The sequence below is a fragment of the Streptomyces sp. NPDC015131 genome, from assembly GCF_043079975.1.
Classification (GTDB): Bacteria; Actinomycetota; Actinomycetes; order Streptomycetales; family Streptomycetaceae; genus Streptomyces.
The window spans coordinates 313,627-333,759 of sequence record NZ_JBIBVB010000008.1; the positions used below are offsets into that span (position 1 = coordinate 313,627).

Sequence of the window (20,133 nt, forward strand, 5' to 3'; positions counted from 1 at the left end):
CCGGGGAGAGGCGGGTCACCCCTCCGGGGAGGGACGTCACCGCATGAAGCGGACCTTGCGCACGACCGCGCTCACCATGGGCGCGGTGTTACTCGGACTCGCCGCACCGGCCGCCCCGGTGACCGCCGCGCCCGTTCCCGGCGCGGCGGCGGGCGGTGCGGCGGCCCTGGCGCCGCGCGTCGACCTGCGGGTGCTGATCGTCACCGACGGCGGGCCGGCCACCGCGGCGATAGCCGCCGAACTGGACACCGCGGGCACCCCGTACACGCTGGTCGACCTCACCCGGCCGGACCGGCCCGTGATCGACGCGGCGTTCCTCGCCGACACGGTGGACGGCCGGCCGAGGGCGAGGTTCCAGGCGGTCGTCCTGCCCAACGACGCGCCCTTCCCGGCCGGTTCGGGCGAGATGGCGGCGCTGGTGGCGTACGAGAAGGCGTACGCGGTGCCGCAGGTGGACGCCTACACCTACGCCCGGCCCCAGGCCGGGCTGGAGTACCCGGTGAACGGCGGCTACATGGGGTCGGTCGACGGGCTGCGCGCCCAGGTGACGGACGCGGGCCGGGCGGGGCCGTTCGGCTACCTCGACGGCGCCGTGCCGTTCGAGGACAACTCGCCGACCGTGGGCGAGAGTTACGCCTTCCTGTCCCGCCCGGCCGCCGGCGCCGACTTCACCACCTATGTCGACGCGCCCCTGCCGGGGCGGCAGACGCGGGGCGTCCTGGTCGGCGAGTACCGCCACGACGGGCGCCGCGAGCTGGTGGTCACCTTCGCGTACAACCAGCACCAGCAGCAGTTCCGGCTGCTGGCCCGGGGCATCGTCGACTGGATGACCGGGCAGACCCGGCTGGGCACCTCGCGGCACTACTTCGCGGTGCACGTGGACGACGTCTTCGCGGCCGACGACCGGTGGGACACCACCCTCAACTGCACGCCCGGCGACGTGGACTGCGCGCCCGGCACCGGCACCCCGAACCCGATCCGGATGACCGCGGCCGACGTGGAGCACGCCGTCCGGTGGTCGCGGGAGCGCGGTTTCACCCTCGACATGGCCTTCAACGGCGGCGGCAGCGTGGAGCACCGGGAGGAGAACGGCGGCAGCGACCCGGCGGCCGACCGGCTGATCGCCGACCGTGAGGCGTTCCGCTGGATCAACCACACCTACGACCACCCCTACCTGGGCTGCGAGCAGGACGTCAGCGCCGTCCCGTGGAAGTGCGCCACCGCGCCCGACGGCTCCGTCCGCTATGTGTCCCGGGCCGAGATCGACCACCAGATCGCGGACAACCGGCGGTGGGCCGAGCGGGCCGGGCTGCCGCTGCGCACCGGCGAGCTGATCACCGGCGAGCACTCGGGCTTGCGGCTGCTGCCGCAGCAGCCCGACGACAACCCGAACCTGGCGCCGTCGCTGACCGGCAACGGCATCGCCTGGCTGGCGGCGGACAACTCCCGCGACCCCGGCCAGCGCGCGGTGGGTTCGGCCCTCACGGTGTCCCGCCACCCCATCAACATCTTCTACAACGCGGGCCGGGTCGCCGAGCAGGTCGACGAGTACAACTGGATCTACACCAGCCGGGCGCAGGGCGGCAGCGGCCTGTGCGAGGAGCTGGCCTCCACGACCTGCCTGGACCGGCCGCTGGACACCGCCACCGGGTTCACCGGCCACATCGTGCCGCTGGAGACGCGCACCGCGCTCGGGCACGTGCTGGCGGGCGATCCGCGGCCGCACTTCGTCCACCAGTCGAACCTGGCGGAGGACCGCATCGGCTACCCGGTCCTCGACGGGGTGCTGAGCCGGTACGAGGAACTGTTCGCCGCCGGCACCCCGCTGGTGAACCTGCCGATGAGCGGCATCGGCGCCGAGCTGCGCGACCGGGCGGCCTGGCAGGCGGCGGTACGGGCCGGTGACGTCACCGCGTACCGGATCGGCGGCACCGTGACGGTGCACGCCCCGGCGGGCCTCCCGGTCGCCGCCACCATGCCGGCGGGCACCGTCCTCGGGGGCGGTCCCCTCGGCGAGCCGTACGCCGGCACCACCTCCGGGCGGGTGGCGGGCGGCCCGGACGGGACCACGTCGATCACGCTCCCCTCCGCCGCGGTCGCGGACGCCACGGCGACCGCCACCCGGGGCGCCCCGGCCGCCACCGCACCGCGGTCGCCCTACCGGCCGGCGCCGCCCGCGCCGGTGCCGCCGGGCGTGGTCCGGCCGGTGCCTCCCGGCCCCGGTCGCTGACCCACCGACAAGAACGTTTCCCCACCCGGCCCCGACGGGCACCGGCGCCCTCGCCGGTGCCCGTCCCCCGGCCGGTCCCTGCTGCCGCGGAGCACGTCCATGCACGTATCGCCCCCCGCGCCGCGCACCGGCGCGGCGCACGTCACCCTGCTCACCGAAGGCACCTACCCGCACAGTCACGGCGGCGTCAGCGTCTGGTGCGACCAGCTCGTCAGCGGCATGCCCGACATCGACTTCGAGGTGATCGCGGTGACCGGAACCGGCCGTGAGCCCCTGGTCTGGACGATCCCCCCGCATGTGGCGGAACCGGTGTCGGTGCCCATGTGGGGCCCCACCCCGCCGGGCACGGCGCCGGGCGGGCGCCGCGGCCGGCGCCTGCTGCAGGCGTACGAGCGCTTCCTCACCGCCCTGCTCGACCCGGCCGAGGAGGAGCTGTTCGGGCCCGCGCTGTACGAGCTGGCGCACGCGGCCCGCGAGGGGCTGCTGAGCCCGGCGCTGCGCGGCGACCGTGCCGTCGCCGTCCTGACCTCGGTGTGGAACCGCCCCGGCCTGACCGTCCGGGACGCCCGCCCCTCCCTGCACGACGCCGTGACCGCGACCGGCCTGCTGGAGCACGCCCTGCGACCGCTGGCGGCCGACCCGCCGCGCCACGGGGTGACCCACGCGGTGAGCGGCGGCATCGCCACCCTGCCGGGGCTGGCCGCCCACCAGCTGCACGGGGTGCCGCTGCTGCTGACGGAGCACGGCGTCTACCTGCGCGAGCGGTACCTCGGCTACCGGAGCGGCTCCTACCGCTGGCCCGTCAAGGCCGTGATGCTGGGCTTCTTCCGGCTGCTCGCCGGGGAGACCTACCGGCGGGCCGCCCTGATCACCCCCGGCAACCGCTACAACCGGCTGTGGGAGGAGCAGGGCGGCGCCGACCCCGCCCTGATCCGCACCGTGTACAACGGCGTGGACCCGGCGGCCTTCCCGGCGGCCGGACCGGAACCGGAGCGGCCCACGCTGAGCTGGGCCGGGCGCGTCGACCCCATCAAGGACCTGGAGACGCTGATACGTGCCTTCGCGCAGGTGCGCGAGCGGGTGCCGGACGCGGTGCTGCGGATCTTCGGCGGTACGCCCCGGGGCGGCGAGTCCTACCGGGAGCGGTGCGAGGAGCTGGCGCGGTCGCTGGGCCAGGGGGACGCGGTGACCTTCGAGGGCCGGGTCGACGACATCAGGGACGCGTACGCGGCCGGCAATGTGGTGATGCTGTCCAGCATCAGCGAGGGCTTCCCCTTCACCCTGATCGAGGCGATGTCGTGCGGCAGGGCCACCGTCTCGACCGATGTGGGCGGGGTGCGGGAGGCGGTGGGGAGCGCCGGGCTGGTGGTGCCGCCGCGCGATCCGGCGGCGATGGCCGCGGCGGCGCTGGAGCTGCTGTCCGACCCGGCGCGCCGTGCCGCGATGGGCGAGGCGGCCCGGCTGCGGGTGATCGAGCAGTTCACCCTGCGCCAGACGGTGGACACCTTCCGCTCCATCTACCTCGAACTCGCCTCTCGGCACCGGGAGTCGGCGGACAGTGCGGCCGTCGCCGGGCCCCGCCCGGAGTACGGGCGGTTCGCCGCGGGGCGGAGCGTGGCCGGGTGAGCGGCCGTCCGGGGCCGGAGCCCGACAGCGACACCGTGTCCCTGCGGCTGGCCGGGCCGGTGGACGAGCTGGCCGCCGAGCTGGCCGGCCGGGCGGCGCCCGCCGTGCACCCCTACGAGGTCGCGGCGCTGCTGGAGTCCGAGGGCCTGACGGGAGATCAGGTACGGGAGCGGTACGGCCACCGGGACATCTTCTCGCTCGCCGAGGAGCTGTACCGCCGGGTGCCGCGTGCCTTCCCCGACCCTCCCCCGGCGGCCGACCCCTGGGCGCCCGACCATGTGCGCTGCGCCCTGCGGGGGTTGCTGTTCGCCCTGCCGGGGCTGGCCTACCCGCTGACCGCCCCGCTCTGGCGGGCCGCCGGGGCGGTGTCCGCTCTCGTCGTGGCGGGGCTGCTGTCCTGGGCGTGGGGGCAGGCCCTGAGCCACCGCGCCTACACCCGACTGGCGTCGGGCCGCCGGGAGGCCGGGCTCACCCTGCGGGCGGGTGCCCCGGCGGGCGCGGTCCTCGCGTCCCTGGCCGCGCTGCCGTTCGCGGGCCCCGGCCCGGCGGCCGTCTTCGCCGTGGGCCAGTCCGCGTACCTGGCCGCCGCGGGCGTCCTGCTCGTCCTGGGGCGCGAACGGTCGCTGGCCGTGGCGCTGCTGCCGCTGGCCGGGGGCGGCGTCTGGCTGCTGTACGGGGACCCGGGCACCGCGGTGCGGGTGGCGCTGCCGCTGCTGTCGCTGGCGGCCACGGCGGGGCTCGCCGCCCACGCCGTGCGCGGCGCGCTCCGGGCGGACCCGGCGCCGGGGGCGGGCCGGCCGGCGTACCTGCCGTCGCTGCCGTACGGGCTGTTCGGCCTGGCGGCCGGGACGCTCGTCCTGCTGACCGGCGCCCGGGAACCGTACGCGGTGGTGGCGCTCACCGTGAGCATGGGGCCCGCGGAGTGGCTGCTGTACCGCTTCCGCGGGCTGTCGGTGGCGGCGCTGCGCGCCTCGTCCACACTGCGCGGCTTCCGGCTGCGGACCGCGCGCGGCCTGGCGGTGTGCCTCGCCGCGTATCTGGCGCTGCTGGTGCCCGCGGCGCTGCTGACCGGGGCGCCGCCCGCCGAACTGGCCGCATTGGGCGCCGCCCTGTGGCTCGCGCTCCTCCTCCAGGCATTCGGCACCGGCGGTCCGCCGGCCGCCGTGTGCCTGGCCGCCGCCGGGACCGTCCTGGCGGCGACGGCCGCCGGGCCGCCGCCGGCCTGGCTGTCCCCGCTGTGCTGCACCGCCGCCGCTCTCGTCCTGGCCGCCGTCGCCCTGCGTGTCCTGGGCCGGCCGTCCGCGCACGCCTGAACCGTCCCCTCGCCCCCGCCGGAAAGGACCCTTCATGACCTCCGCACCGCTCGCCGCCGTCACCGGAGCCGACGGCTTCATCGGCTCGCACCTGACCGAGGCCCTGGTCGCCTCGGGGCACCGGGTGCGCGCCATGGCGCAGTACAACTCCTTCTCGTCGTACGGCTGGCTGGAGGTGCTGCCGCGCGACGTCCTGGACCAGGTCGAGATCGTGCTGGGCGACGTCCGCGACCCCGGCTCGGTGCGCGCCCTGGCCGAAGGGGCCGACGCGGTCTACCACCTGGCCGCGCTCATCGCGATCCCGTACTCCTACCGGGCGCCGCACAGCTATGTCGACACCAATGTGACCGGCACGCTCAACGTCCTGGAGGCGGTACGGACCCTGGGCACGCCCCGGCTGGTGCACACCTCCACCAGCGAGACGTACGGCACCGCGCAAACCGTGCCGATCACCGAGGACCACCCGATCCACACCCAGTCGCCGTACGCCGCGTCGAAGGCGGGCGGCGACCGGCTCGCCGACAGCTACCACGCGAGCTTCGGCACCCCGGTGGTGACGCTGCGCCCGTTCAACACCTTCGGGCCCCGCCAGTCGATGCGCGCGGTCATCCCCACCGTCATCGGGCAGGTCGCCGCCGGCTCGCGCACCATCACCCTCGGCGACCTGCGGCCCACCCGCGACTTCAGCTTCGTCGCCGACACCGCCCGCGCGTTCCTCGCGGTGGGCACCGCCCCGGCGGAGCGGGTGGTGGGGCGGACCTTCAACTCCGGTACCGGGCAGGAGATATCGGTCGGCGACCTGGTCCGGCTCATCGGCAAGGTGATGGGCACCGACCTGGACGTCGTGGAGGACGAGGAGCGCATCCGGCCCGCCGCGTCGGAGGTGATGCGGCTGGTCGCGGACGCCACCCGGTTGCGCGACGCCACCGGCTGGGCCCCCGCGCACGACCTGGAGGACGGTCTCGCCGCGACCGTCGCGTTCTTCCGCGACCCGGCGCACCTGGCCCGCTACAAGACGGACATCTACAACATCTGACCCGCCCGGCACGGCACCGGGAGCACAGCCCGAGCACGACCGTCAGGACCGTACAGGACCCATGGAGAGGGAGGCTTCCCATGCACGCAGTGATACTCGCCGGGGGCAAGGGCGTCCGGCTGCGCCCGTACACCACGGCTCTGCCCAAGCCGCTGGTGCCGATCGGGGACCAGCACGCGATCCTGGAGATCGTGCTGCGGCAGCTCGCGTCCGCCGGCTTCACCAGCTGCACCCTGGCCATCGGCCACCTGGGGCAGATCATCCGGGCATACGTCGGCAACGGCTCGCGGTGGGGCCTGGAAGTCGACTACTCGGCCGAGGAGAGCCCGCTGGGGACGATCGGGCCGCTGCTGATGATGCGGGACCGGCTGCCCGAGTCGTTCCTGGTGATGAACGGCGACGTGCTCACCGACCTCGACTACGCCGACCTGCTGCGCCGCCACACCGCCGGGGGCGCCCCGCTGACCATCGCCACCTACGCCCGGCAGGTGCACATCGACTTCGGGGTGCTCACCACCGACGCGGGCCGGGTGGTGGGCTTCCGTGAGAAGCCCCGCCTGGACTACCGGGTCTCCATGGGCGTGTACGGGCTGTCCCGCGCCACCCTGGACGGCTACACGCCCGGGCTGCCGCTCGGCTTCGACGAGCTGATCCTCGACCTGCTGGGCACCGCGACGCCCCCGGCGGCGTACGAGTTCGACGGGTACTGGCTGGACATCGGGCGCCCCGACGACTACGACCGCGCCAACGCGGAGTTCACCACCCACCAGTCGCTCCTGCTGAAGGGGGCCTGAGGTCCCGATGCGCGTTCTCGTCCTGGGCTCCTCCGGCTATCTGGGGGCCCATGTCACCACGGCGCTGCGCGCCACCCCAGGGGCGCGGGTGCTGACCGGCGGGCGCGCCCCCGGCGCGGACCTGGTGGTGGACCTGGCGTCCGCGCGGACCGGGCCGCTCGCCGAGGCGCTGGCGGCACTCGCCCCCGACGCGGTGGTCAACTGCGCGGGCGCGGTCGGCGGCGACGCGGTGACGCTCGCGGAGGTCAACGCCCGGGGCCCGGCGGTGCTGTGCGCCGCGCTGCGGGACGCCGCCCCGGGGGCGCGGCTGGTGCACCTGGGGTCGGCGGCCGAGTACGGGCCGGGGCGGCCGGGCGAGCCGGTCGCCGAGGACGCGCCGACCCGTCCGGTGGCGCCGTACGGGGCGAGCAAGCTGGCCGGCACGGTGGCGGTGACGTCGTCGGGGCTGGACGCGGTCGTCCTGCGGGTGGGCAATCCGGTGGGGCCGGGGGCGCCGGAGGCGGGGCTGCCGGGCGGGCTGGCGGCCCGGTTGCGCCGGGCGGGCACGGGGTCCGGCGAGGTGATCCGGCTCGGTGACCTGTCCGCGTACCGGGACTTCGTGGACGTACGGGACGTGGCGCGGGCGGCGGTGCTCGCGGCGACCCGGGCGGGGAGTGTGCCGCCGGTGCTGAACGTGGGCGGCGGGAGGGCGGTGCGAGTCCGTGAGCTGGTGCGGGCCCTGGTGGCGGCGGCCGGGTTCACCGGGCGGGTCGAGGAGGCGGGCGGCGGCTCGGACCGTTCGGCGGCCGTGTCGTGGCAGTGCTCCGACATCACGGCGGCGGGCGCGGCGCTCGGCTGGGCGCCCCGCTTCGGGACGGAGGAGTCGGTCGCGGCCCTCTGGGCGTCGGTGGCGGGGCCGGGGGCGGCGGACGGGGCCGGGCGGGTGCCGGCGCCGCCCGGCGCGGGCGCGGTGCGGTGATGCGTCCGGGTTCGCCGGGCCGCCGGGTGGGGCTGCTGGCCGCCGCGCTGCTGCTGGCGGTCGCCGGGTGCACCGGGGACCCGCCCGCGCCCGGCCGGGCCGGGGAGCGGTGGGTGCCGCGTCCGGGCACGGCCTGGGAGTGGCAGCTCGACGGGCGGGTCGACCCGCGGGCCGACGTGCCGGTGTACGACATTGACGGCTTCGAGAACTCGGCGGACGACGTGCGGCGGCTGCACCGCGAGGGGCGGCGGGTGATCTGCTACGTCAACGCCGGGGCGTGGGAGGACTTCCGCCCCGACCGGGACGCCTTCCCGGAGGCGGTGCGGGGCCGGGCCAACGGCTGGGCGGGTGAGCGCTGGCTGGACGTGCGCCGGCTGGACGTCCTGCGCCCGCTGATGGAACGGCGGCTGGACATGTGCCGGGAGAAGGGGTTCGACGCGGTGGAGCCGGACCTGATGGACGGCTACCTGCACGACACCGGCTTTCCGCTGACGGCCCGTCACCAGCTGGCGTACAACCGGATGATCGCCCGGGCGGCGCACGAGCGGGGGATGGCGGTCGGGCTGAAGAACGACCTGCCGCAGATCCCCGCGCTCGTGCGGGACTTCGACTTCGCGGTGAACGAGCAGTGTGCCGAGTTCGGCGAGTGCGGGCGGCTGGTTCCCTTCGTCCGGGCGGGCAAGGCCGTGTTCCATGTGGAGTACGCGCTCGCCCCGGCGGAGTTCTGTGAGCAGTCGCGCCGGCTGGGGCTGTCGTCGATGCGCAAGCGGCTGCGGCTGGACGCCTGGCGCCGGCCCTGCTGACCGGTGTACCCGGCCGTCAGGTCAGGGGGGTGCGGCGGGCGCGTCTCGCCGTCGCCCGCAGTTCCTCGACGGTGGTGATTTTGACCCGGGGCCGGCCCTCGGGACGGCCCCGTTCGCGCTCGGCCCGGTCGATCGCCGCCAGGCCCCGGGCGTCGACGGCGCCGCCCGCGCGCCGCCGCAGCAGCTTGCGGAAGTCCCGGGCGGTGCCGGCCGGTTCGGGCAGGTCACCGGCGACGGCGTCGGCGAGCAGGGTGCCCACCGTCTCGGCGGCACAGGTGCGGTTGGTGCCGATGCCGCCGGAGGGGCCGCGCTTGATCCACCCCACCACATAGGTGCCGGGGCGGCCGGGCACCCGGCCCGCCTCGTGCGGAACGGTGCCGGTGGCCTCGTCGAACGGCAGCCCCGGGACGGGCACGCCCCGGTAGCCGACCGCGCGCAGCACGGTGCCCGCGGGGATGGTCCGCTCCCCCTCGCCCCCGGTGACCCGTACGCCCGTGACGGCGTCGTCGCCGAGCACCTCCAGGGGCGCGGAGTGGAAGCGGAGCACGATGCGGCGCCCGGGGGCGGGCGGCCGGGACCAGTCGGTCCGCCGCCGGGCGACGCCCCGCAGCCAGCCGGCCTTCCCGGAGTCCCCGGCGGCGTCGACGGCCGCACCGGTGCGGGGGTCGTGGTCGTCGACGACCAGTTCGACCCCGTCGAGGCGGGTGAGCGCCCGCAGTTCGGAGCGGGTGTACGCGGCGTCCTCGGGGCCACGGCGGCCGAGCAGCACCACTTCGCGGACCGGGGCGGCGGTCAGCGCGGCCAGCGCGTGGTCGGCGATGTCGGTGGCGGCGAGGGCGCCGGGGCCGGAGACCAGGATGCGGGCGATGTCGAGGGCGACGTTGCCGGTGCCGGCCACGACGACCCGTTCGCCGCGCGGGGCCACCGCGCCCGCCGGGACGTCCGGATGGCCGTTGTACCAGGAGACGAAGGTGGTGGCGGAGAGGCTGCCGGGCAGGTCCTCGCCGGGGATGGAGAGCCGCCGGTCGGTGGAGGCGCCGACGGCGTACACGACCGCGTGGTGGTGGGCGGCCAGTTCCGCGGCGGTGATGTCGGTGCCGACGCCGACGCCCAGGTGCATCCGCACCCGGGGGTGGGAGTGGAAGCGGGCGAAGGTGTCGCCGATCCGCTTGGTGCCGGGGTGGTCGGGGGCCACTCCGTACCGGACGAGACCGCCGGCCACCGGGAGCCGGTCGACCAGGGTGACCTGGGCGTTGGTGTGGAGGAGGAGGTCCTCGGCGGTGTACATCCCGGCCGGTCCGGTGCCGACGACCGCGATGCGCAGGGGGGCGAAGTCGGCGGGCAGGCCGCGGTCGAAGCGGGGCGCGCCCCAGGCGTGGAAGTTCGGCCCGCCGACGGGGGCCGGCGCGCGTTCGCCGCCTTCGTAGTGGGCCGCGTTGACCGCTGCGAACTCCTCCTGTCCGGCGGGCAGTGCGTCGGCGGGGTGGATCGCGTCCACCGGGCAGGCGTCGGCGCAGGCCCCGCAGTCGATGCAGGCGGCGGGGTCGACGTAGAGCATGTCGGTGGTGCCGAACGCCGGCTCGTCGGGGGTGGGGTGGATGCAGTTGACCGGGCACACGGCGACACAGGTGGCGTCGGCGCAGCAGGTCTGCGTGATGGCGTAGGTCATGGCGTCGGCTCGGTCCGGCTCCGGTCGGTCGGGCGGGGATCTGTTGGTGTGTCAGATGAGGTGGGCGCGCTGGTAGAACTTCAGGGCGGGGCGGGTGAGCAGCCCGGCCGACGCCAGGAACTCCATGAGCCCCGCGCAGCTCGACCGCATCAGGGCCTTGTGGTGCTCGTTGGCCCGCGCCTCGCGCAGGGCGCGCTTCTCGTCGAGGCCGGCGTTGCGGTACACGTCCTTGTTCACCATGCTGGTGACGATCACGTACGACGCCACGGCGATCACCACGGCGTGGATGTGGCGGCGCACGCGCCCGGCGCGGGCGAGGCGGCGGCGCGTCTCGTCGCGGGCGAACTTCATGTGCCGGGACTCCTCGACGACATGGATGTTGTTGATGGTGCGGACGAAGGGCACCACCCGCTCGTCGCGCATCCAGTCGCGCTGCATCACGTCGAGGACCTCCTCGGCGACGAGGATGGCGGCGTACGCGCCCTCGCCGAAGGCCAGGGTCTTGAAGGCGCGGCCGAGTTCGACGGCGACCCGGTGCGGCCGGTAGGCGGGCGCTCCCAGCTTCTCCGCCCCCCGGGCGAACATGATCGAGTGGCGGCACTCGTCGGCGATCTCGGTCAGCGCCCACTGGAAGCCGGGGTCGGTCGGGTCCTTGGCATAGATGTCGCGGAGCACCATCTGCTGGAGGATCATCTCGAACCAGATGCCGGTGCTGGCGACGGACGCGGCCTCCTGGCGGGTCAGCTCCTTGCGCTGCGCCTCGTCCATCTCCCGCCAGTAGGCGGTGCCGTAGAGGGTGCTCCACTCGGGGCTGGCGCCGTGGAAGTCCTTGTCGAGCGGCGTCTCCCAGTCGACCTCGGTGGCCGGGTCGTACGAGAGCGTCGCGGCCGAGTCGAGCAGGCGGCGGGCGACGTCCCGGGCCGTCCGGGCAGTGCTGCTTGCCATGGTGGGCTCCTCGGATCGAGCGGCGTTCCTTGTTAGACACAATGTAAGCAAGCTGTCGACCGGACCGTACTGGCACCGGCGCGGCCGCGCAACCCCCCGTACGGGAGCGGTGGTTGCTCCCGTACGGCGCGGGGGCTCCCGTCACGCCCCGGTGGAGCCGCCCGGGACGGACCCGCCCCGGCGGGGGCGTTGTCAGTGCCCCTTGCTACAACTTGCAGCGCATCGGACGGCGAGCGGCGAGGAGCGGCAGAGCGATGAGTTACGCGGAACACCTGCGCATGTGGCACGGGCTGCCCGTGTTCGACTTCCCGGAGGCCGGGGACGAGGACGCCGTGGAGCTGCCCCCGGCGGCCTCCGTCGCCTGGCGGATCTCCACCGACACCTACGACAGCGAGGAGAGCTGGGCGGACGCCTTCGCGCGGTTCCTCGCCGCCGTCGACGCCGCCGAGGTGCGCGCCCTGGTGACCGGCGCCTGCGAGGAGGCGTACGACGACGAGGTCGGCGTGAAGCCGGTGATCGCCACTCTCCTCGGGGCGCGCGCCGCCCTGCCCGCGCTGCGGGCCCTGTTCGTGGGCGACATGACGTCGGAGGAGTGCGAGATCTCCTGGATCAACCAGGGCGACGTCACCGAGCTGCTGGAGGCCTTCCCCGGGCTGGAGGAGTTCGGCGCGCGCGGCGGCACCGGTCTGGTCTTCCGCCCGGTCGCCCACCGGCACCTGCGCCTCCTCGTCCTGGAGGCGGGCGGGCTGCCGGCGGAGGTGGTGCGCGGGGTCGCCGCCGCCGAGCTGCCCGCCCTGGAGTTCCTGGACCTGTGGCTGGGCACGTCCGAGTACGGGGGCGACAGCGGGATCGAGGACGTGGCGCCGCTCCTCGACGGCGCCCGGCTGCCGAACCTGCGCCACCTGGGGCTGCGCAACAGCGACTACCAGGACGCGATCGCGGCGGCCGTCGCCTCCGCGCCGGTCGTCCCGCGCCTGAGGAGCCTCGACCTCTCGATGGGCGTCCTCACCGACACGGGCGCCACCGCGCTGCTGGAGGGCCAGTCCCTCACCCATCTGGAGCGCCTCGACCTGCACCACAACTACCTGGGCGACGACCTGCGGAAGCGCTTCGAGGCGACCCTGGGGAGCGCCGGTGTCGCCCTCGACCTCGACCGCGGCCACGCCGACGAGCACGAGTACGACGGGCGCGTCTGGCGCTACGTCGCCGTGGGCGAGTGACCCGGTCGTGACGGGGGCACCCCGCGTCCGGTTCGCGGTCGTCGGCAATCCGGGGAACCGGCGCGTGTCGCTGTTCGCCGATGCCGTCCGGGCCGCGGGGCTGCCCGCCGCCCGGGTCGTGCCGTGGGCGGCCGTGCTGCGCGACGGCGGCGCCCGGTTCGGCGCCGGTGAGATCGTGCGCCTCGACTCGCCCGGGGAGGACGCGGAGGTGGACCGGCTGCTGCGCGGGGTGGACGACCCCACCCGGGTGGAGGGCGGCCCCCGCTGGTACGCCCGTTTCACCGCGGCCGTCGCCTCGCTGCGCGGGGGCGTCCGGCTCGACGACCCCGCCGAGCTGGCGGTGCTGTTCGACAAGCGGCTCTGTCACGCGAGGCTCCTGGGCGCGGGGGTCCCGGTGCCCGAGTCGCCCACCTCCGGAGGGCGTACACCGGTACGGGGCTGGGGCGACGTGCGGGCCCTGATGGCCGCCCACGGGATGCGGCGCGTGTTCGTGAAGCCCGCCCACGGGTCGTCCGCCTCCGGGGTCGTCGCCGTCGAGACGGCGGGGCCCGGCCGGCTGCTGGCCACCACCTCCGTGGAGGTGGCGGACGGGCGCCTGCACAACTCGCTGCGGGTCCGCCGGGTGACCGGCGAGCGGGAGGTCGCCGCGCTGGTCGACGCCCTCGCGCCCGAGGGGCTGCACATCGAGCGGTGGTGGCCCAAGGCGGGGCTGGGCGGCGGGCGGCGGGCCGACCTCCGGGTGGTCGTCGTCGGCGGCCGGGCGACCCACGCCGTCGTCCGCACCAGCCACTCCCCGATGACCAACCTCCACCTGGGCGGTGCGCGCGGGGACCTCGCCGCCGCCACCGACGCGATGGGCGGCCGCTGGGCCGACGCCCTGGACGTCTGCGAACGGGCCGCGGCCTGCTTCCCCGGCACCGTGTGCGTCGGGGTGGACCTCCTCCCGTCCACCGGCTGGCGGCGGTTCGCCGTGGGCGAGGTCAACGCCTTCGGGGACCTGCTGCCCGGTCTCACCGGCCTGCCGGGGAGCGGGGCGGAGGGCCTCGACACCTACGCCTGCCAGGTCGCCGCGGTCCTGCGGCGGCACCACACCCCGCACCACCCCGTGAGGAACGACCGTGCGACCGTCTGAGACCGGCGCGGGCACCCGCCCCGCCGAGAGCCCCGCCGCGCACCCCGGTCCGGGCACCTGCCCCGGCCCGGACGCCCGGACCGGCCCCGCGACACCGGCCGCGGCCGGCGACCGGGCCACCGGGACGGACCCCGACATGAACCGGGTCGTCGGCCGCGACGACCTGCTCCTCGTCACCCTCGACACCCTGCGGTACGACGTGGCGGCCGAGCTGGCCGAGGCGGGCCGCATCCCGCACCTGGCGCGCCATCTGCCGGGCGGCGCCTGGGAGAAGCGCCACGCGCCCGGCAGCTTCACCTACGCCTCCCACCAGGCGATGTTCGCCGGGTTCCTGCCCACACCCGCCTCCCCCGGCCCGCACGAGCGGCTGTTCGCCGCGCGTTTCGCGGGCAGTGAGACCACCGCCGGGAACACCTATGTGTTCGACGCCCCCGACCTGGTGACGGCCCTCGCGGCCGAGGGGTACCGCACGGTGTGCGTCGGCGGGGTCGGGTTCTTCAACAAGAGCGGCGCGCTGGGGGGCGTGCTGCCCGGGCTGTTCCAGGAGAGCCACTGGGAGCCCTCCTTCGGCGTGGCCTCCCCCACCTCCTTCGAGGCCCAGGTGGAGCGGGCCGAGCAGGTGGTCGCCGGGCTGCCGCCGGAGCGGCGGCTGTTCCTGTTCCTCAACGTCTCGGCGATGCACCAGCCCAACTGGTTCCACCTGCCCGGCGCCTCGCGCGAGGACGGCGACAGCCGCGCCAGTCACGCCGCCGCGCTGGAGTACGTCGACCGGCACATCGGCCGCCTCTTCGACGCGATGCGCGCCCGGCGGCGGTGCTTCGCCGTCGTCTGCTCCGACCACGGCACGACCTACGGCGACGACGGCTACACCGGTCACCGCCTCGCCCACGAGGCCGTGTGGACGGTGCCGTACGCCCACTTCTTCCTGGAGCCGACCGCATGAGCACCACCCTCCCCCGCCCGTACGAGAGCTACGTCTACGCCTACCCCCACAAGACGGCCTACCGGCCGCTGCCCGGCCGGCCCGCGCTGCGGGACCTGTGGCGGGGCGAGGCCACCGACGCGCTCTCGCTGTACGCGCACATACCGTTCTGCGAGGTCCGCTGCGGCTTCTGCAACCTGTTCACCCGGATCGGCGCGCCCGACGGGCTCGCCGGGCGCTACCTCGACGCGCTCGACCGGCAGGCCGGCGCCGTCCGCGACGCGCTCGGGGAGCCGGGCGGCGGCGGGGTCCGCTTCGCCAACGCCGCCTTCGGGGGCGGCACCCCGACCTTCCTGACCGCCGGCGAGCTGGACCGGCTCTGCGACATCGCCGAGCAGCGCATGGGCGCCGACCTGCGGGCGATCCCGCTGTCCGTGGAGACCTCCCCGGCCACGGCCACCGCCGACCGGCTCGCCGTCCTCGCCGGCCGGGGCGCCACCCGGCTGAGCATCGGGGTGCAGAGCTTCGTCGACGAGGAGGCCCGGGCGGCGGTGCGCCCCCAGCGGCGCGCCGACGTGGAGGCCGCGCTGGGGCGGATCCGGGACACGGGCGTCCCCGTCCTCAACATCGACCTGATCTACGGCATCGACGGCCAGACCCCCGCCACCTGGCGCGCCTCCCTGGACGCGGCGCTGGCCTGGCACCCCGAGGAGCTGTACCTCTACCCGCTGTACGTACGGCCGCTGACCGGCCTGGCCCGGCGGACCGCCCACACCGACCGCGACTGGGACGCCCAGCGCCTCGACCTCTACCGGCGGGGCCGCGACCACCTGCTGGCCGAGGGCTACGAGCAGGTGTCCATGCGGATGTTCCGCCGGGCGGGCGCGCCCGGCCAGGGGCCCGACGACCACGCCTGCCAGACCGACGGCATGATCGGCCTGGGCTGCGGGGCCCGCTCGTACACCTCCGCCCTGCACTACTCCTTCGACTACGCCGTGGACATGGGCGAGATCCGGCGCATCGTGGACGACTACACGGCCACCGAGGACTTCGGCCGGGCGGTGCACGGCCGCGCCATGGACGGGGACGAGGCGCGCCGCCGCCATCTGGTGCAGTCGCTGCTGCAGGCGCGGGGCATGCCGCTGGCCGACTACCGCTCCCGGTTCGGTTCCGACCCGTACGAGGACTTCGGCGCCGAGCTGGCCGAGTTCGCCGGCCGGGGCTGGCTGGACGGGGCGGAGCCGGGCCTGCTGCGGCTCTCCCCGGAGGGCCTGGCCCACTCCGACGCCGTGGGGCCCGCGCTGTTCTCCCCCGCCGTACGGGCCGCGATGGCCGCGTACGCGCCGAAGTAGGCGGCCGGCCGTGGACCTGACGCTGCTGTACCGGGGGCCGCTCGCCTCCTGCGACTACGACTGCCCCTACTGCCCCTTCGCCAAGCGGCGCGACACCCCGGCGCAGTTGCGCGCCGACCGGGCCGCCCTGGAGCGCTTCACCGGCTGGGCGCAGGCGGCCACCGGCGACCGGCTGTCCGTGCTGTTCACCCCGTGGGGCGAGGGGCTGGTGCGCTCCTGGTACCGGCGGGCGCTGGTGGAGCTGTCGCACGCCCCGCATGTGGAACGGGTCGCCATCCAGACCAATCTGAGCTGCCGCACCGGCTGGCTCGCCGACGCCCGCGCGGACACGGTGGCGCTGTGGTGCACCTACCACCCGGGCCAGACGCCCTTTGAGCGGTTCGTGGCGAGAACCCGGGAGCTGGCCGGTCTCGGCATCCGGTTCAGCGTCGGGGTCGTCGGCCTGCCCGGGCACCTGGCGGACGCCCGCCGGCTGCGCGCCGCGCTCCCCCGGCACGTCTACCTGTGGGTGAACGCCGCCGAGGGCCACGCGTACACCGACGAGGAGGCGGAGGTCTGGACGGCGCTCGACCCGCTCTTCCCGTACAGCAGGCACCCGCACCGCTCGGCCGGACTGCCGTGCCGGACGGGGCGGTCGGTGATCTCGGTCGACGGGGACGGCACGGTCCGCCGCTGCCACTTCGTCCGCGCCGAGCTGGGCAATCTGTACGACGGCTCCTACCGCGCCGCGCTGGGGCCCCGGCCGTGCCCGCTGGCCCGGTGCGACTGCCACATCGGCTATGTGCACCTGGAGACCCTGCCGCTGTACGACGTGTTCGCGGGCGGGGTGCTGGAGCGCGTCCCGGCGGACCTGCCGGCCGCCCTGCCGGACCGTCCGGGGCTCCCGGGCCTGCCGGTCCTGCCGGGCCGTCCGGGGCTCCCGCTCCTCCCGGGCCCGGAGGGGTAGCGGGAGCCGCCGGCCAGGGCGGGCCCGGCGCGGGTCAGTCCCGCCCCCGGGCGTGCCGGAAGCGGTCGAGGGCGGCGCCGAGGTCCACCACCGGGGCGGGGTAGTCCAGCGCGGCCCGCTCGTCCTCGGGCAGCCGCCACGGTTCGTGGACGCGGCGCGGGTCCACCTCGCGCAGCTCGGGCACCCACCGGCGCACGTACGCGCCCCGGGGGTCGAACCGCTTGCCCTGGACGACGGGGTTCAGCACCCGGTGCGGCCGGGTGTCGGTGCCGGTGCCGGCGACCCACTGCCAGTTCATCTGGTTGTTGGCGAGGTCGCCGTCGACCAGCAGGTCCAGGAAGTGCCGGGCGCCGACGCGCCAGTCGACGTACAGCGTCTTGGCCAGGAAGCTGGCGGTGAGCAGCCGGGCCCGGTTGTGCATCCACCCCTCGTGGCGCAGCTGCCGCATGGCCGCGTCGACCAGGGGGTAGCCGGTCCGCCCCTCGCGCCAGGCCGCGATGTCGCCGGCCGCCTCCTCGGGGGTGCGCCACTGGTCGTGCCGTGTCCGGTAGTCGCGGGTGGACGCCGAGGGGCGGGCGGCGAGCACCTGGTGGTGGAAGTCGCGCCAGCACAGCTGGCGGACGAACGCCTCGGCGCCGGGCCCGCCGTGCCCGGACGCCCTGCGGACCACCTCCACCGGGGACAGCGCGCCGAAGTGGAGGTAGGGCGAGAGCCGGGAGGTGGCGTCCCCGGCCAGGTCGTCGTGGAGGCCGGCGTAGTCCGCCACTCCGGAACGGGTCCAGCGGGCGAGGCGCTTCCTGCCCTCGGTCTCCCCGCCCCGGGGGATCCCCGGCGAGACGTCGGCGACGGCGCCGCGGGAGGGCACCTCCTCGCCGCGTGCCGCCTCCGGGACCCGTACCGCGCGCGGCGCGGACAGCGGGTCGCGCGGGGTGATCCCGGTCCAGCGGCGGAAGTAGGGGGTGAAGACGGCGAAGTGGTCGGAGCCCGCCGGGGTGAGGGTGCCCGGGGCGACCACCGTGACCACCCCGTCGTGCACATGGAGGGCGGCGCCCCGCGCCTCCAGCTCCCGGCTCAGCTCCTCCTCGCGGCGGTGGGCGTAGCGCGAGACGCCGGCCGACATGTGGACCTGGTCCGCCCCGCAGTCGGCGACGACCGCCGCCACCTCCCGGGCCACCGGGCCCGAGCGCACCACCAGCCGCCCGCCGCGCCGGCGCAGCCCGGCGTCGAGGTCGGCCAGGCAGTCGGCGAGGAAGGCCCGCCGGTTGGGGGCGGCGAACCCGGCGGCGTCGACGGCCGGGTCGCGGACGAAGAGCGGGACGACCTCGTCGGCGGCGCGCAGCGCGGCCCGCAGCGGTGGGTGGTCGTGGAGGCGCAGGTCGGAGGTGAACAGGACGACCGCGACGGTCATGTGCCGGCTCCTGGGGCGTGGGGGTGGTGAGGCGGTCTTCCGGCGGGGCGTGGCGCCGCTACCGGCCGGCCCGGCGGGCCGGGTCCGTACGGCGGTCCCTGCGGTCGCGGCGGGCCCGGCGGGCGAGCCGGGACCGCTTGGGGGCCGGGTCGTCCTTGCGGGACGCCAGGCCCTTGGCCGCCGCCTGGGTGATGTTGCGGGCCATGCCGCCGAACACCACGGCGTGGAAGGGCGAGACGCTCCACCAGTACAGGTGCCCGAGCAGGCCGCGCGGGTGGAACAGCGCCTGCTGCCGGTAGCGGGTGCGGCCGTCGTCACCGGTCTCGGCGTACATCTCCAGCCAGGCGAGGCCCGGCAGCCGCATCTCGGCGCGCAGCCGCAGCAGGTGGCCCGGCTCGATCTCCTCCACCCGCCAGAAGTCCAGCGAGTCGCCCACCCGGAGCCGTTCGGCGTCGCGGCGCCCGCGCCGCAGGCCGACGCCGCCGACGAAGCGGTCCAGCCAGCCCCGTACCGCCCAGGCCAGCGGGAAGGAGTACCAGCCGTTGTCGCCGCCGATGCCCTCGATCACCCGCCACAGGGCGTCGCGCGGGGCGTCCACGGACAGCTGCCGCCGGTCGCGGTAGAGGCTGCCGCCCGCCCAGTCGGGGTCGGTGGGCAGCGGGTCGCTGGGCGCGCCGGGGACGGCGGCGGAGGACCACCGGGTGGCGACCTGCGCGTCCCCGACCCGCCGCAGGGCGAGGGCCAGCGCCTCGTCGAAGGGCAGCGGCAGGCCGGGGCCGTCGGGCACGTACCGCGCGATGTCGTGCTCGTGGCAGACGACCTCGTGGCGCAGCGACTCGGTGAGGGGGCGCGCGATGGACGCCGGTACGGGGGTGACGATACCGACCCAGTGGCTGGACAGGCCGGGGGTGAGGACGGGCACGGGCACGATCAGGCGCCGGGTGAGCCCGGCGACGGCCGCGTAACGGCGCATCATGTCGCGGTAGGTGACCACGTCGGGGCCGCCGATGTCGAAGGTGCGGTTCACGGTGCCCGGCACGCGGGCGGAGCCGACGAGGTAGCGCAGCACGTCCCGGACGCCGATGGGCTGGATGCGGGTGCGCACCCAGCTGGGGGTGACCATCACGGGGAGGCGTTCGGTGAGGTACCGCAGCATCTCGAAGGAGGCCGAGCCGGAGCCGATGATGACGGCGGCGCGGAGGACGACGGCGGGGACCGGGCCGTCGAGGAGGATGCGGCCGACCTCGGCGCGCGAGCGCAGGTGCGGCGAGAGGTGCCGTTCGGGGACGCCTTCGGGGGTGAGGCCGCCGAGGTAGACGATGCGCCGCACGCCCGCCCTGTGGGCCTGCTCCGCGAAGACGCGGGCGGCCCTGCGGTCGGTCTCCTCGAAGTCCTTGCCGGTGCCGAGGGCGTGGACCAGGTAGTACGCCACGTCGATGCCGCGCATCGCGGCGGCGACGGACTCGGTGTCGGTGACGTCGCCCCGGACCACCTCGGCGTCGCCCGCCCAGGGGTGGTCGCGCAGTTTGGCGGGGGTGCGGGCCAGGCAGCGCACCCGGTGGCCCGCGTCCAGCAGCTGCGGCACCAGCCGTCCGCCGATGTAGCCCGTGGCCCCGGTGACCAGGCAGTGCAGCCCCGCCCCCGAGTCGTGCTCGGCTCGCCCCGTGTCCACAGTCCGTTCCTCCGCCCGTCCGTCCGGTGTCGTGCCCTTGTACCCGATCATCACCGCTGGGACCGCGCGGTGCCTGTCGTGGCGCGGTCCTCGGTGCTGTTCGGCGC

At 75.8% G+C, this 20,133-nt stretch carries 16 protein-coding genes; 12 read left to right on the forward strand and 4 right to left on the reverse strand.

Annotated features, from left to right (window positions below; translation table 11 throughout):
* Positions 1–43 precede the first annotated feature (43 nt).
* From ACF08D_RS29270 to ACF08D_RS29300, 7 genes are all read left to right on the forward strand, one after another.
* A complete protein-coding gene (locus tag ACF08D_RS29270; RefSeq protein WP_392226874.1) occupies positions 44–2,230 on the forward strand; it encodes a hypothetical protein in 2,187 nt (728 codons plus the stop codon).
* Between the two features lie 99 nt (positions 2,231–2,329).
* On the forward strand, positions 2,330–3,856 hold the full coding sequence (pelF, locus tag ACF08D_RS29275; protein ID WP_392226875.1) for a GT4 family glycosyltransferase PelF: 1,527 nt from the start codon (positions 2,330–2,332) through the stop codon (positions 3,854–3,856).
* Positions 3,853–5,169, forward strand: coding sequence for a hypothetical protein (locus tag ACF08D_RS29280; RefSeq protein ID WP_392226877.1), 1,317 nt, complete (start codon positions 3,853–3,855; stop codon positions 5,167–5,169). Before pelF ends, ACF08D_RS29280 begins: the two co-directional genes overlap by 4 nt.
* Positions 5,170–5,203: 34 nt before the next feature.
* The gene (locus ACF08D_RS29285) at positions 5,204–6,205 is read left to right on the forward strand and encodes an SDR family NAD(P)-dependent oxidoreductase (RefSeq protein ID WP_392226879.1); all 1,002 of its coding nucleotides are present in this window, start codon (positions 5,204–5,206) and stop codon (positions 6,203–6,205) included.
* Positions 6,206–6,285: 80 nt separating this feature from the next.
* A complete protein-coding gene (locus tag ACF08D_RS29290; RefSeq protein ID WP_392226881.1) occupies positions 6,286–6,999 on the forward strand; it encodes an NDP-sugar synthase in 714 nt (237 codons plus the stop codon).
* 7 nt (positions 7,000–7,006) lie between these two features.
* A complete protein-coding gene (locus tag ACF08D_RS29295) occupies positions 7,007–7,957 on the forward strand; it encodes an NAD-dependent epimerase/dehydratase family protein (protein ID WP_392226883.1) in 951 nt (316 codons plus the stop codon).
* Complete coding sequence (locus ACF08D_RS29300) at positions 7,957–8,760, forward strand: endo alpha-1,4 polygalactosaminidase (RefSeq protein WP_392226885.1); 804 nt, start codon at positions 7,957–7,959, stop codon at positions 8,758–8,760. The genes ACF08D_RS29295 and ACF08D_RS29300 overlap by 1 nt, the downstream gene beginning before the upstream one ends.
* A gap of 16 nt (positions 8,761–8,776) precedes the next feature.
* Here ACF08D_RS29300 and ACF08D_RS29305 read toward each other — a convergent pair whose 3' ends face one another.
* Together ACF08D_RS29305 and ACF08D_RS29310 are read right to left on the reverse strand one after the other, a co-directional pair.
* Complete coding sequence (locus ACF08D_RS29305) at positions 8,777–10,429, reverse strand: FAD-dependent oxidoreductase (protein ID WP_392226887.1); 1,653 nt, start codon at positions 10,427–10,429, stop codon at positions 8,777–8,779.
* Between the two features lie 51 nt (positions 10,430–10,480).
* Positions 10,481–11,374, reverse strand: a complete 894-nt coding sequence (locus tag ACF08D_RS29310; RefSeq protein WP_392226889.1) for a diiron oxygenase — start codon at positions 11,372–11,374, stop codon at positions 10,481–10,483.
* 254 nt (positions 11,375–11,628) lie between these two features.
* Here ACF08D_RS29310 and ACF08D_RS29315 point away from each other — a divergent pair, with 254 nt between their 5' ends.
* The 5 genes from ACF08D_RS29315 (at position 11,629) to ACF08D_RS29335 (ending at position 16,946) form a co-directional block, all read left to right on the forward strand.
* Positions 11,629–12,594 carry an STM4015 family protein gene (locus ACF08D_RS29315; protein ID WP_392226890.1) on the forward strand — a complete coding sequence of 322 codons (966 nt, stop codon included), beginning with the start codon at positions 11,629–11,631 and terminating at the stop codon, positions 12,592–12,594.
* Positions 12,595–12,601: 7 nt separating this feature from the next.
* A complete protein-coding gene (locus tag ACF08D_RS29320; RefSeq protein WP_392226892.1) occupies positions 12,602–13,726 on the forward strand; it encodes an STM4014 family protein in 1,125 nt (374 codons plus the stop codon).
* Positions 13,727–13,862: 136 nt separating this feature from the next.
* Entirely contained in the window at positions 13,863–14,669 is an 807-nt protein-coding gene (locus ACF08D_RS29325; protein WP_392227102.1) for an STM4013/SEN3800 family hydrolase, read from the forward strand.
* The gene (locus ACF08D_RS29330) at positions 14,666–16,000 is read left to right on the forward strand and encodes an STM4012 family radical SAM protein (RefSeq protein WP_392226893.1); all 1,335 of its coding nucleotides are present in this window, start codon (positions 14,666–14,668) and stop codon (positions 15,998–16,000) included. Before ACF08D_RS29325 ends, ACF08D_RS29330 begins: the two co-directional genes overlap by 4 nt.
* Positions 16,001–16,010: 10 nt before the next feature.
* Complete coding sequence (locus ACF08D_RS29335) at positions 16,011–16,946, forward strand: STM4011 family radical SAM protein (protein WP_392226895.1); 936 nt, start codon at positions 16,011–16,013, stop codon at positions 16,944–16,946.
* Positions 16,947–16,980: 34 nt separating this feature from the next.
* Here the strand turns inward: ACF08D_RS29335 and ACF08D_RS29340 are convergent, their stop codons facing one another.
* A complete protein-coding gene (locus tag ACF08D_RS29340; protein WP_392226897.1) occupies positions 16,981–18,354 on the reverse strand; it encodes a cryptochrome/photolyase family protein in 1,374 nt (457 codons plus the stop codon).
* Between the two features lie 58 nt (positions 18,355–18,412).
* Positions 18,413–20,077 carry an SDR family oxidoreductase gene (locus ACF08D_RS29345; protein WP_392226899.1) on the reverse strand — a complete coding sequence of 555 codons (1,665 nt, stop codon included), beginning with the start codon at positions 20,075–20,077 and terminating at the stop codon, positions 18,413–18,415.
* Positions 20,078–20,133: the final 56 nt, after the last annotated feature.

Coding starts and splice junctions, on each gene's coding strand:
- ACF08D_RS29345 (WP_392226899.1), bottom strand. CDS start 20,077: ATGATCGGGTACAAGGGCACGACACCGGACGGACGGGCGGAGGAACGG.
- ACF08D_RS29310 (WP_392226889.1), bottom strand. CDS start 11,374: ATGGCAAGCAGCACTGCCCGGACGGCCCGGGACGTCGCCCGCCGCCTG.
- ACF08D_RS29300 (WP_392226885.1), top strand. CDS start 7,957: ATGCGTCCGGGTTCGCCGGGCCGCCGGGTGGGGCTGCTGGCCGCCGCG.
- pelF (WP_392226875.1), top strand. CDS start 2,330: ATGCACGTATCGCCCCCCGCGCCGCGCACCGGCGCGGCGCACGTCACC.
- ACF08D_RS29295 (WP_392226883.1), top strand. CDS start 7,007: ATGCGCGTTCTCGTCCTGGGCTCCTCCGGCTATCTGGGGGCCCATGTC.
- ACF08D_RS29285 (WP_392226879.1), top strand. CDS start 5,204: ATGACCTCCGCACCGCTCGCCGCCGTCACCGGAGCCGACGGCTTCATC.
- ACF08D_RS29315 (WP_392226890.1), top strand. CDS start 11,629: ATGAGTTACGCGGAACACCTGCGCATGTGGCACGGGCTGCCCGTGTTC.
- ACF08D_RS29305 (WP_392226887.1), bottom strand. CDS start 10,429: ATGACCTACGCCATCACGCAGACCTGCTGCGCCGACGCCACCTGTGTC.
- ACF08D_RS29340 (WP_392226897.1), bottom strand. CDS start 18,354: ATGACCGTCGCGGTCGTCCTGTTCACCTCCGACCTGCGCCTCCACGAC.
- ACF08D_RS29330 (WP_392226893.1), top strand. CDS start 14,666: ATGAGCACCACCCTCCCCCGCCCGTACGAGAGCTACGTCTACGCCTAC.
- ACF08D_RS29325 (WP_392227102.1), top strand. CDS start 13,863: ATGAACCGGGTCGTCGGCCGCGACGACCTGCTCCTCGTCACCCTCGAC.
- ACF08D_RS29270 (WP_392226874.1), top strand. CDS start 44: ATGAAGCGGACCTTGCGCACGACCGCGCTCACCATGGGCGCGGTGTTA.
- ACF08D_RS29290 (WP_392226881.1), top strand. CDS start 6,286: ATGCACGCAGTGATACTCGCCGGGGGCAAGGGCGTCCGGCTGCGCCCG.